We start from the raw sequence: 12,900 nt of genomic DNA, 5'->3' as shown, positions 1-12,900 counted from the left end.
CAGAGCAACCAAGACAATAGTTGTATCCGCAAAACCGGACTTATGGGTCATAATGACCAACCAATACATTCAGCGGGACATTTTGTCCCGAGCGCAATTAATTCCGACCTCAACCTCCTCCGTTGAGGTTATGCAGAGAGACTTTAATGAAAATGGATTCAAATAAGTCCGATTCTAATCCGATGGCAGTTTCAGTTCTGGTTGTCGATGATGAACCGGGAATGTGTAGCTTCCTGAATAAGGCTCTGCAGAAAAAATTTGCCCTGGTGGAAACCGCCGGCAGTGTTGAAGAAGCTGAAGAGTTACGCAAACGCTGTCACTTCGATCTGCTGATTGTTGATATCAAACTACCCGGCCGCTCTGGCATGGAGTGGCACGAAGCACTACAGCAAACTGAACGCAGCAGCGACGTTATCTTTATGACCGCTTATGCCGATCTTGAAACTGCCATCCAGGCGCTACGGGCCGGTGCCAGCGACTTTATCCTTAAGCCTTTCCGGCTTGAGCAGATGATGAACGCGGTCGATCGTTGCCTTGAACGGCGCGCGATGGCCCGGACAAATTTTGTCCTGCAGCGAGAGGTCGAAAGCGCCTTTCCTACCACCAGCATGATAGGTAACAGCCCTGCTATTTATCAGGTGCAGGAGGTTATCCACCGGGTTGCTCCCACCCCGTCTGCGGTAATGATTGAAGGCGAATCGGGTACCGGTAAAGAACTGGCAGCGCGGATGCTGCATCAGTTCAGTAGCCGACGTGGCGCTTTTGTACCTATTAACTGTGGTGCGGTTTCTCCGGACCTTTTAGAAGCTGAATTGTTTGGCCACACTAAAGGCTCATTCACCGGGGCAATTAAAGCCCGCGACGGCCTGTTCAACTTCGCCAATGGCGGTACGTTGTTTCTAGATGAAGTCGGCGAAATGCCGCTATTGATGCAGGCCAAACTACTGCGAGCTCTGGAGCAGAAAGCGGTACGTCCGGTCGGCAGTGAGCAGGAGATCAATATCGATGTGCGAATCATCGCCGCCACTAACCGACAATTAAAAGAGGAAGTCGCGGCAGGCCGCTTCCGCGAAGACCTTTATTACCGCCTGAATGTATTAAGTATTACCCTGCCACCATTGCGGGACCGCCGCGAGGATATTCCCGAACTGATCCACCATTTTTCTAATAAGCTGGCCCACGAACTTAGCCTGCCCGCGATCCCTTTCAGTCACGATGACCTGAAAGAGATGCAGCACTACCATTGGCCGGGCAATATCCGCGAGCTGAAAAACCTGATTGAACGCTGCATTCTGCTAGGCAAGTTGCCTGCGGATTATTTCCGCGAACAAAGCGCCGATGTGGCAAAAGCCGGCGCTAGTTTTGCCGGCTGGTCGATGGAGGCGGTAGAAAAGCATCATATTCTGCTGACACTCGAGCAGCATAAAGGTAATAAATCCTCTGCCGCCCGTGATCTGGGCGTGTCACGCAAGACTCTGGATCGCAAGCTTTCCAACTGGGCTGCAGCTGAAGAACCGTCCCCCGAGTGTGAGTTAAGCCTGTGATATCGGCGTTGTGGCATAAAATTAACAGTTCATTACGCAATAAACTGTTACTGCTAACCCTGCTACCCCTGATCCTCACGGCTATCGGTTTTGTCATTATGGCAGCCTACTGGGCCAGCAGTTATACCGATCGCCAACTCTACATGAAGGTCAGCGCAGACCTTGCTGTTGCCCAGGGCACGCTGGATATTATGCAGCAGGAGCAGCTCAACACCCTGAATCAGTTAGCGGGCAGCTATGAATTTCGCACCCACCTGCAACTGGGTGATCAACGTTCCATCCAGATACAAATGCTGGAGATCCGTAACAGCCGTGGACTGGATTTCCTGCGCTTTCTACCAACCGACCTGATCGCTGATATTAAGGACCCATCGTTAGCATCACTGTTGCCGCGCCTGTACCAGGGAGAGCAACTTAAAGGTCTGACAGTATTGGATTCGCAGATGCTTGACCGGATCAGCGCCGATCTGGAAAAACTGGCCCAGATCCCGTTAACCGAAACCCCAAGGGCGCTTCCCAGTAACCGTGCGGTAGAAGATAAAGCGATGGTACTGAGAGCACTGGTTCCGGTTAAGGATAAGTTCGGCAAGCTGATAGGTATTCTCGACTCAGGCAGCATCCTCAACAATACCACCCAGGCTGTCGATACTATTCGTGATCTGGTTTACGGCCCAGGCACACTTCCGGCAGGGGGTATTGGCACAGTCACACTGTTTCTGGATGATGTGCGTATCAGTACAAACGTGCCGCAAAAGCAGAGTATCGGTAGTAACAAAGAACTGTCGTTGCAGGAACGGGCGATCGGCACCCGGGTTTCCGCAGAAGTGCACAAACACGTTATGGGCCAGGGCCAAAAATGGCTCGACCGGGCCTTTGTAGTTAACGATTGGTATGTTTCTGCCTATCAGCCTCTCTCTGACCTGAACGGTAAGCGGATCGGCATGATCTATACCGGCTTTACCGAAGCGCCATTCAGCAAAATTTACTATAAGACTCTGTTCGAATCAGCCAGCCTGATTGGACTGATCATGCTGGTATCCGGGTTTGTCATACTTATCCACACCCGTTTACTGCTAAACCCACTGGCACGAATCCATTCGGTGGTTACCTCAGTACGCGATGATGGTTCAATTCAACCCCGTATCGGTCAACTCAACACCTCAGACGAACTGGTCGACCTGGCCCGACAGTTCGACGCTATGCTGGATCTGTTAGAGAGTCGGGAGCAGGAGATACTCCAGGCCAGGGACCAACTGGAGCTTACGGTAGAACAGCGCACCCGTTCACTGCGTAACAGAACAGAGGCCCTTAAACAGCATATACGCCTACTGAAAACCACCCGGGAAAAACTATTAGATAATGAAAAACTGGCAGTATTAGGTGAGCTGACCGCAGGTATCGCACACGAGATCAACAACCCCGCAGCGGTGATACTGGGTAACATCGATCTTCTGGTAGCAGAGCTGGGTGATGCCGTAGAACCGGCCCGGGAAGAGGTCGATATGATCATCCGACAGGTATATCGCATTCGGTCACTGATTAACAATCTTCTCCAGTACAGTCGTCCGGATCATTACGTTGACGGCTATGAAAGCCATCAGATCAGCCCGCTGATAGAAGACACCTTGTTACTGGTGTCCCATGCGCTTGAAAAGCAGCAGGTCACAATAGAAAAGAGCTTTAAAGCCAGTTGTCCGGCAGAAGTGAATTACCAACAGCTACAACAGGTACTGGTCAATCTTATAATCAACGCGTCTCACGCTCTGGAAGGACCGGGCAAAGTCCAGCTACACACTGCCAACTGGCTTGAGGACGGTGAAATCAAAGGTGTGGTTATACAGATCAAGGATCGTGGCAAAGGAATCAGTGAAGATAACCTGAAACATATCTTCGATCCTTTCTTTACCACCAAAGAAAGCGGCACAGGCCTTGGTCTTTCAGTGAGTTACGGCATTATCCGGCGTCATGGTGGCGATATCACCGTATCGTCCAGGCTGGGAGAAGGCACTGTCTTTTCGGTCTACCTGCTGCAACAGGCAAACATATCCACAGATAACGAACTGGAGGGTATTCTCGACGGACTGGCAGCAGCTGACCGGACTAATCGCCGCGCCCTGACCAGCGAATAAGCCAACGATGGATCAAAGGTCGTTTTAAGAGGTATAAAGAACTTTATTCGCCATCGGCACTCCACACCAACCGGCCGCTGCGACTCAGATCATAGCCCTGGAGGTTTTGTGCCAGCATGATGCCATCCGGGCTTTGCAGGAATTCAAATAGCTGCTGAAGTAAACGACGAAAATAGACATTACGCGGCACCACCAGATCGAAACTTTCCTCGCAGCCGGGAATAAATCCCAGACCAAACTCTTTTGCAGCACTGAGTGTCCCTGGGCCTATATCTGCTTCACCCTTGGCTATAGCGGATGCCAGCTCACGCTCAGAAAAAACAGTACTGCTCACCGTAAGCTGCTCATAAGGACGAGCATGACCTACTAACCACTCTTTCAGAAAACGCTGGGCGCCTGCGCCTTCCTGGCGTACCACCCAACGGGTCCGGTAATCCAGTGCCTGCAGCGGATCTTCCAATCGATACTGATCCTGGCTACGAACAACCAACCCCTGGCTACGGCAGAAAAGGTGCACCAGAATCCAGTTTCGGGACTCAGGATATTGCTGCAACAAGGCTGGATGTCGCACCTCACTTTCTTCCATCCGTCCCCAGTGGATGGCGCAAGCATCGGCATGCCCTTTAGCTAACAGCTCCAGACCCAGCTTAGTGCCGGTCACGGTATAGCCAAACAACGCCTTAGTTCTGAGCTTATGGGTTAAGCGGATTGCCACCGCCTGCAACAGAGGGTCATCGCTACCACCTAAAATCAGCCGGTCGGTCATCAGACCACCATGACAGCTCTCAAGTAACCAACGGTCCACCAGCGCTTTGGGGAATAACCATTTTCCAGTTAGCTTAGTCGCCGGAATCTGCCCCTCGGCCGCCATGGCATAGATCTTTTTCTCATTCAGGTTCAGATACTCCGTCACTTGACGGACATTCATAAACACCGCTGGCATATTACTCATGAAATAGCATCCACTGCTCTGTTACTCTGCTGCCCTTTAGCTTGTGTCTTTTCTGGTGTCTTAGCTTGAGGCATGGCATCCAACTCCAGTGTCTCTTCACCACTGAACACCAGAAAGTGTTTACCTTTAGCCCGGGCCAGCATTGTTATCCCCAGCTCACGGGCCAGTCCCAGGCCCATCTGTGTTACACCGGAACGAGACAACAGCACCGGGATACCTATTTGCGCCACCTTTATCACCATCTCCGAGGTCAGTCGCCCGGTGGTATAGAAGGTTTTATTCGCCTCGCTGATGCCATCCAGCCACATTCTGCCGGCTAACGTATCTACTGCATTATGCCGACCCACATCTTCGACAAAGGCGATCACCTGATCCTCTTCACAGATAGCGCAGCCGTGTACACCGCCGGCATTCTTATAAGTTTCATTGTGCAGATTGAGGTTATGTAACAAGCCATACACCGTACTCTGTTTCACTTCAGCCCTAGGCAATGAAACCTCTGCCAGCTTATCCATTACGCTGCCAAACATAGTGCCCTGACCACAACCCGAGGTCACGGTACGCTGTTGTAGTTTCTCCTCCAACCCTTCCGGTTCGCCATCAGTCACTACTGCGGCTGATTCAACCTCCCAGTCCACCTGAATCGCTAATACTTCTTCCAGACGATGGATAAATCCCTGATTACGCAGGTATCCCAGCACCAGCGCTTCGGGATCTCCCCCCAAGGTCATCAGGGTAACAATCTCCCGTTTATTCAGATAAATAGTAAGCGGTCGTTCGCAGGCGATCTGCACGACCCGGCTCTCACCATTTTCGTCGATAACCCGTACCGATTCGGTTAACTCTGCCACCGCCTGACTCAGCAACGGCTGCGCACTTTCAGTATTCATTGGCATTCACTCTGACTTTTATCGTTAAATGACTGTCTGCAATTTCTGTTCCTCCTCTCCAGATACAGTGTTAACAGCATAAACCGACAGTTCTCCCAGATACGCCACATACACCACTGGGACAAAATGTCCCACTTCGAAACAAAGCTGCCCCTTTTTTACCACCCTGTTCACCGTCAAGATCGGGCTATAAGTAACCTTGCCTCCTCACAATCCCCTCTCAATCCTGCTCTATCCTCCATCCCACCCTTCTTCCTACCCCTAAACCTGAGTGCTGGCCCGCCCTTTGCAGAGTCATTTAACCAACTTCTATAAAGCGAACCTTTATAGAGCGTTTTATTAATCACTCTGTAACCAGAAAAATAACAGGGAGTCAGATTATGACCGCCAGCAAAAGCAATGACCGTTGGCCCATGCAGGTCAGCCTGCAACACGAAACTGTACTGACACGCGGCTGGGAAACCGAACGCTGGAGCATTCGGGATTTATGTCCCGATGCAACAAAAGGCGATGGTTATACCAGTCTGGCCCTGGAGCTACATAAAGATGAACGCACCGCTTATCGCTTCAATCTGAACTCAACATCACCGCATCTGTTTCTGCTATGCGATGAAGACGAATCCAGCGGTGAATTAATTCCGATGCATATGACCGCCAGCCAGGATGAAGCAGCCTCCTTCATGGATGGTGAACATCAGCTGCTGGAAACACCGATGCCCGCGGCAGTGCAATGCTGGATCGATAGCTATCTGGGTATTCATGGTGAGCTGATCGAAGAAGGCAAGAAAAAGAAGAAACGAGGCAAGGGGCGCAGCAGTGAACGATGAAACCTTTCTTTCACGCTGGTCACGCCGCAAAACGGAGCAATCCTCTGCGCCTGCTGTAGAGGTCGAAACCAGGCCAGAACATGATCCGCAAGCGCTGGCACCGATCTCAGATGAAGTAACCGACGAGATTTCAGTAACGGCGGGCAAATCGGACAGCAATCCAGACCAGAATGCTGAACATGACGATCCTATACCGCTGACCGATGCTGATATGCCGGCCATTGAGAGCCTCAGTGAAGCGTCTGATTACAGTCAGTTTCTCTCATCCGGCGTCAGTGACGAACTGCGCAATCTGGCCCTGCGTAAACTATTCAATCTACCTCAGTTCAATATCGTCGACGGTCTCAATGACTACGACGAAGACTTCAGCAAGATGCCCGCCTTGTCACAAGAGGTGGTTGCCAGAATGCGTAGCTGGATGCAGGACAAGCAGGAGCAGGTCGTAAATGAGATCAGTGACGAAATAACCGATGCCAGCTCTCTAGAAAATTCGGCAGAAAACACCGAAGAAAGTACCGAAGCAAGCACCGATGAATCCCCTGACCAATTGACACAAAGCACCGCACTGGACTCGGTTAAAACCAGCGCTGTAGCGACTGACAACGACGAAGAGGACTCATTGGGTGATGCTGACCTGGAAGGCTAACGCGCCGAATTGATACATCCGCCCCGGGGCAGGCAGACAATTTGTCCCACCACAAAGCAAATCGCAGCAGGACGTCCTGACTAATACCCACCCTAAGGCGTTCTTTTCAGATTTTTCTGGTTTCGCTTTTGCTTTCTTAATAACAGTAATTACGACCGGTTCGGGTGAGTGCCGGTCGATACCACTGACAACATGAATAACCGTCAGCCGTGAATGCCAAAAACGGACTGACCAGCAACCGACCAAGGTTGCACATGCTGACAGCGGTCTGGTGAGGTAACAGATGACTAACGAGCAAAGCCTGAATTCCCAGGCACGGCAGACGGCACAAGCGCGAGTAATGCCACCACACAACCTGGCACCGGCGACGGTTAGCTTCAGTACCCAGGGCCACCTTCTGATCACAGGATCGGAGGATGTGATTCGCCTTGTCGCCGACCAGCTAGACTCTAATCAACAGTCAAATCAACTATCTGAACAACGGGGTATGGCCAGTATCACGCTGCTCTGCACTGAAGCTATTCAGAACACCGATAGCGCACACCTTGAAGCGGCACTCACAGCAGCACCAACATTACTTGCTTATCAAGCAAAACTAGAAGCGGTCAAAGGCTTCCTGGGCCAGTTTCAGGTCTCCATCAGGCATCAGGAACAAACAGTTGAACTGGCTAAAATGGCCCAGAATCGCGCCACTTTTGATTTGATCCTGAATCTCGGCAAAGAATCTTTGTTCAACACAGAACTGGCACCGGCGGGTTATTTTCACATCTCACCAGACGCTGATAACCTGAGCGAAGTGATTCAACAGCTACCTGAATATATTGGCGAGTTTGAAAAGCCGCGCTACTTTCAGGTCAATCAGGATCTCTGCGCACACTCCAGCCGTGGTCAGACCGGCTGCACCCGCTGCCTCGATGTCTGCCCTGCTGACGCCATCCGATCAATCAGGGATCTGATCAATATCGATCCGCATACCTGCCATGGTGCCGGCGGCTGTACGACAGCCTGCCCGACGGGTGCGATCAGCTATGCATTGCCGCAACCGGTACGGATGCAAAACTATATCCAGCAGCTGCTGGATAGTTATCAACAGGCTGGCGGAAAGCAGCCCGCTATTCTGCTGCATGACCACGAGCAGGGCCGCGAGATCGTAAACCAGATTCTTCCGCAACTGCCCGGCAATCTGATCCCGGTGGAACTTGAAGAACTTGCGGCGGCTGGCCAGGATATCTGGCTGGCGGCTCTGGCAGCCGGTGCCAGCCACATTATCCTGCTGGATACCCCGGCGGTTCCCGAATCAATGCGTAGTCTTCTGCAGCGTGAAATAGAGCTGACCCGAACCATACTCAGTGGCTTGGGTTATGGCGCCTCACGCATTAACCTGCTGCAGCAGACCGAACTTTCACAAAACCTGGTTGCAGCTCTGAATCAGCAATATGCCGGGCAGCAGATAGAAACTCAGCCAGCGGCTTCAGCAGAAAATAAAAGAGACCGCCTGCATCACACTTTAGATCACCTTATTACCCATGCACCACAGCCATTAGCCGATTACCTCGCCCTGCCGGCGGGCTCTCCTTTCGGTCAGGTTACCGTCGATCAGTCAAGTTGCACACTTTGCTTGTCCTGCGTCGCGGTATGCCCTACCCAATCACTGACCAGTGGAGGAGAAAAGCCGGCACTTAACTTTACCGAACAGAACTGTGTGCAGTGCAATTTGTGCGAACGCGCCTGTCCGGAGAATGCGATCCAGCTGGAATCACGCTTACTACTGTCTGAGACACGTAAGCAGACAATTGAAATCCATGCCGATGAAGCCTTTGCCTGTATCACCTGCAGCAAACCTTTTGCGCCACGCAGCACAGTAGAAAAAATGATTGAAAAACTGAGCGGCCACCGCCTGTTTGAGGGGCCAGCCATCAATCGTCTGAAAATGTGTGAAGACTGCCGGGTTACGGATATCTATGCCGACCTGACACAACACCCTGAAAAACAATTAGAGCTGTAAGGATAAAGGAGAGTGACACGATGAATACAATCAATGCTATTCCTGCCCTTACAGGTAATCGACCTGACGCAGCAATGTCCGAAAAACAACTTGAACTGTAAGGCTTAAGGAGAGTGACAAAATGAACACGATAAACACCGCTCCTGTCCTGCAGGAAACTGATCAGCTACGCGCCGATATTTACGCCCTGCTAGCTACTTTATTACGTCAGGCTCCCCAGGGAAACTTGCTGCAGTGGTTGTCCGGTCTGGAACCGGATCAGGATGAAGACACCCCCATGGCCCGTGCCTGGAGCACCCTGGCCCTGGCTGCAAAACATAGCCGACCACAGCAACTGGATGATGAATACCAGCACCTGTTTATTGGCGTAGGCCGCGGCGAGCTGATGCCATTTGCCTGCTGGTATCTGACCGGCTCTTTGATGGAGAAGCCTCTGGTTCTGCTACGCGAAGATCTCAGTCTATTGGGGTTTGAGCGTCAACCCGATGTGAAAGAACCGGAAGATCATATCGCAGCCCTATGCGAGGTGATGAGCCTGCTGATTAGCAATGGTCAGGGCTATGAGATACAGCATCGATTCTGGCAGCAACATCTGCAGAGTTGGAGCAACCGATTTTTTACCGATTTGCAAAATGCGGAAAGCGCAGTGTTTTACACCGCCGCTGGCCTGTTAGGCGCCGCTTTTATGCAACAGGAGGATAACTGGTTCCTGCAGTTATCCCCTGCCGCACTTGGGGGCGGAGAACAATAAAAACAGGACGCTTACCCGATAAGTGACTAACAGAGCGGAGATAAACAATGAGCCAGCAAAAGAAGCCTGATACAGGGCGCCGCGGGTTCCTGAAAACACTGGGTCTGGCAGGTACTGCCGTCGGAGCTGCTGCCGTTGCCGGCACGGTTCAGGCAAAAGTAACCACCGCAGAGTCCGGTGAGAAACAGGAAGGTTCCGGTTACCAGGAAACTGAACATGTTCGTAGTTACTACGAAACCTTACGTAACTGATACCGGGAACAGGTGAGGACCTAACAATATGAGACTTACAAAAAAATCAGACCAGCCAGCAGCAACCTCAGGTGCATCAGGTTTAGGCCTGAGCCGGCGTCGCTTTTTACAGAATTCGGGTATTGCTGCCGGTGGTGTAGCCACAGCCGGCATGATGGCACCGGGTATGATGCAACAAGCTGAAGCGGCAACAGTACCAACCGGTGCGCCAACGGAAATTAAGCGAACCATCTGCTCGCACTGCTCGGTTGGTTGTGGTGTCTACGCGGAGGTACAAAACGGTATCTGGACCGGTCAGGAACCCGCGTTTGACCACCCATTCAATGCCGGCGCCCACTGCGCCAAAGGTGCAGCACTGCGTGAACACGGCCATGGCGACCGCCGCCTGAAGTACCCGATGAAGCTGGTCGACGGCCAGTGGAAGAAGCTGTCATGGGAACAGGCGATCGACGAAGTCGGCGATAAGATGCTGCAGGTTCGTAAAGAATCTGGCCCGGATTCCGTGTACTGGCTCGGCTCTGCCAAGTTCAGCAATGAGCAGGCCTACCTGTTCCGTAAATACGCCGCTCTCTGGGGTACCAATAACGTCGACCACCAGGCCCGAATCTGTCACTCCACCACAGTTGCCGGGGTAGCCAATACCTGGGGTTACGGTGCGATGACTAATTCGTTCAACGATATCCATTTCTCCAAATCGATTATCCTGATCGGCTCAAATCCGGCTGAAGCACACCCGGTTGCAATGCAACATATCCTGCGGGCCAAAGAGCGCAACAAGGCGCACATCATCTGCGTTGATCCACGCTTCACCCGCACCGCAGCCCACGCCAACGAGTATATCCGTATCCGCCCGGGCTCCGACGTCGCCTTTGTCTGGGGTCTGCTGTGGCATATCTTTGAAAATGGCTGGGAAGACAAGCAATTCATCCAGCAGCGCGTATATGGCTTGGATGAAGTTCGCGAAGAAGTTAAAAACTGGACTCCGGAAGAAGTCGAAAACGTCACCGGCGTTCCGGGCAGCCAGATGCGCCGCGCAGCTAAAGAGCTGGCGGAAAACCGTCCGGGCACCGTTATCTGGTGTATGGGTGGTACCCAGCACACCACCGGTAACAACAACACCCGTGCTTACTGCATCCTGATGCTGGCGCTGGGTAATATGGGCACCTCTGGTGGCGGTACTAACATTTTCCGTGGCCACGACAACGTTCAGGGCGCTACCGACCTGGGCATCCTGTCGCACACTCTGCCAGGCTACTATGGTCTGTCTGACGGCGCCTGGAAGCACTGGTCCAAGGTTTGGGGGCTGGACTTTGACTGGGTGCAGAACCGCTTCGACCAGAAAGTTCATCGTAAGCTGAAACCGATTAATAACAAGGGTATACCTGTATCACGCTGGATCGACGGTGTACTGGAAGATAAAGCGCAGATCGATCAGAATGACAATCTTCGGGTGATGGTCTGCTGGGGGCACGCGGTGAATTCTCAGACCCGTGGTGCCGAGATGAAGAAAGCGATCGAGAAACTCGATACGCTGGTAATCGTCGATCCGTACCCCACCCATGCTGCCGTTATGTCGGATCGTAAAGATGGTGTTTACCTGATCCCGGCCTGTACCCAGTTTGAAACATACGGTTCCGTGACTGCGTCTAACCGCTCTCTGCAATGGCGTGACCAGATCATCGAGCCGTTGTTTGAATCTAAGCCAGATCACGAGATCATGCTCCTGCTGTCGAAAAAACTAGGCTTCAGCGAGCAGCTGTTCAAGAATATCGAGATCAAAAATGGGCAGCCGCTGATCGAAGACATTACCCGAGAATTTAACAAGGGTATGTGGACCATCGGCTATACCGGCCAGAGCCCTGAGCGTCTGAAATTGCACCAGCAAAACTGGCACACCTTCAACTACGACACGTTGAAAGGCGAAGGCGGCCCGATCTCCGGCGAATACTACGGTATGCCCTGGCCTTGCTGGGGTACTGCGGAACAGGGTCATCCTGGTACGCCGATCCTGTACGATACCAGTAAGCCGGTTGCTGAAGGCGGCCTGACTTTCCGCGCCCGCTTTGGTGTTGAGCGTGAAGGCGTCAATCTACTGGCTGAAAACTCCTTCGGCAAAGGTTCCGACATCAAAGATGGTTATCCAGAATTCAGCGATAAGCTGCTGAAAAAGCTGGGTTGGTGGAACGACCTTACCGCAGAAGAGAAAGCCCTTGCAGAAGGTAAAAACTGGAAAACCGACCTCTCTGGCGGTATTCAGCGGGTGGCTATCAAACATGGCTGCTCACCTTTCGGTAACGCTAAGGCCCGCGCCGTAGTCTGGACCTTCCCGGATAAAGTACCGCTGCACCGCGAGCCGCTGTATACCCCGCGTCGCGATCTGGTGAGTAAGTACCCGACCTGGAACGATTCCGAATCGCTGTATCGCCTGCCGACTATGTACAAGTCGATTCAGGACAAAGACCTGTCGAAAGAGTACCCGATCATCCTGACTTCAGGTCGCCTGGTGGAGTTTGAAGGTGGCGGTGAAGAGACACGTTCCAATCCTTGGCTGGCAGAACTGCAACAGGAGATGTTTGTTGAAGTGAACCCGGTTGATGCCAACAACCTGGGCTTCAAAGATGGAGACGATGTCTGGGTCGAAGGTGCTGAAGGCGGCAAGGTACGCGTTAAAGCGTTGGTTACCCGCCGCGTTGATGAAGGCGTTGTATTTATGCCGTTCCACTTCGGTGGCCAGTTCCAGGGTAAGGATCTGACCGATAAATACCCGGCAGGTGCAGCACCTTACGTTACCGGTGAAGCGGCAAATACGGCGACAACCTACGGTTATGACCCGGTCACTCAGATGCAGGAAACGAAAGTTACCTTGTGTCGTATCAACAAAGCTAACGCATAAGGGGTAACAGAT

Annotated in this window: 10 protein-coding genes; 8 read left to right on the top strand and 2 right to left on the bottom strand. The window is 52.3% G+C overall.

What is annotated here, in order from left to right:
* Positions 1–146 precede the first annotated feature (146 nt).
* Together EHS89_RS08570 and EHS89_RS08565 are read left to right on the top strand one after the other, a co-directional pair.
* Complete coding sequence (locus tag EHS89_RS08570; RefSeq protein WP_229753735.1) at positions 147–1,544, top strand: sigma-54-dependent transcriptional regulator; 1,398 nt, start codon at positions 147–149, stop codon at positions 1,542–1,544.
* Positions 1,545–1,552: 8 nt separating this feature from the next.
* Positions 1,553–3,673, top strand: coding sequence for a sensor histidine kinase (locus tag EHS89_RS08565; RefSeq protein ID WP_124925739.1), 2,121 nt, complete (start codon positions 1,553–1,555; stop codon positions 3,671–3,673).
* A 43-nt stretch (positions 3,674–3,716) separates the two neighbouring features.
* On the opposite strand, the gene EHS89_RS08560 is transcribed toward EHS89_RS08565, so the two are convergent.
* The gene (locus tag EHS89_RS08560) at positions 3,717–4,625 is read right to left on the bottom strand and encodes a helix-turn-helix transcriptional regulator (RefSeq protein WP_211340313.1); all 909 of its coding nucleotides are present in this window, start codon (positions 4,623–4,625) and stop codon (positions 3,717–3,719) included.
* Positions 4,622–5,515 carry a formate dehydrogenase accessory sulfurtransferase FdhD gene (locus tag EHS89_RS08555; RefSeq protein WP_124925738.1) on the bottom strand — a complete coding sequence of 298 codons (894 nt, stop codon included), beginning with the start codon at positions 5,513–5,515 and terminating at the stop codon, positions 4,622–4,624. Before EHS89_RS08555 ends, EHS89_RS08560 begins: the two co-directional genes overlap by 4 nt.
* 380 nt (positions 5,516–5,895) lie before the next feature.
* On the opposite strand from EHS89_RS08555, the gene EHS89_RS08550 reads away from it, so the two are divergent.
* From EHS89_RS08550 to EHS89_RS08525, 6 genes are all read left to right on the top strand, one after another.
* Positions 5,896–6,342, top strand: coding sequence for a DUF3305 domain-containing protein (locus EHS89_RS08550; protein ID WP_124925737.1), 447 nt, complete (start codon positions 5,896–5,898; stop codon positions 6,340–6,342).
* Positions 6,332–6,988: a DUF3306 domain-containing protein gene (locus tag EHS89_RS08545; RefSeq protein WP_124925736.1), complete on the top strand. Its 657-nt coding sequence runs from the start codon at positions 6,332–6,334 to the stop codon at positions 6,986–6,988. The genes EHS89_RS08550 and EHS89_RS08545 overlap by 11 nt, the downstream gene beginning before the upstream one ends.
* A gap of 283 nt (positions 6,989–7,271) precedes the next feature.
* A complete protein-coding gene (locus tag EHS89_RS08540) occupies positions 7,272–8,993 on the top strand; it encodes a 4Fe-4S binding protein (protein WP_124925735.1) in 1,722 nt (573 codons plus the stop codon).
* A gap of 121 nt (positions 8,994–9,114) precedes the next feature.
* On the top strand, positions 9,115–9,744 hold the full coding sequence (locus EHS89_RS08535) for a TorD/DmsD family molecular chaperone (RefSeq protein WP_124925734.1): 630 nt from the start codon (positions 9,115–9,117) through the stop codon (positions 9,742–9,744).
* Positions 9,745–9,791: 47 nt separating this feature from the next.
* Positions 9,792–9,995 carry a twin-arginine translocation signal domain-containing protein gene (locus tag EHS89_RS08530; protein WP_124925733.1) on the top strand — a complete coding sequence of 68 codons (204 nt, stop codon included), beginning with the start codon at positions 9,792–9,794 and terminating at the stop codon, positions 9,993–9,995.
* A gap of 28 nt (positions 9,996–10,023) precedes the next feature.
* Entirely contained in the window at positions 10,024–12,888 is a 2,865-nt protein-coding gene (locus EHS89_RS08525) for a formate dehydrogenase subunit alpha (protein ID WP_124925732.1), read from the top strand.
* Positions 12,889–12,900 lie beyond the last annotated feature (12 nt).

The sequence above is a fragment of the Amphritea balenae genome (assembly GCF_003858655.1).
In the GTDB taxonomy this organism is placed as follows: domain Bacteria; phylum Pseudomonadota; class Gammaproteobacteria; order Pseudomonadales; family Balneatricaceae; genus Amphritea; species Amphritea balenae.
This window is presented reverse-complemented; position numbering and strand designations above follow the sequence as displayed.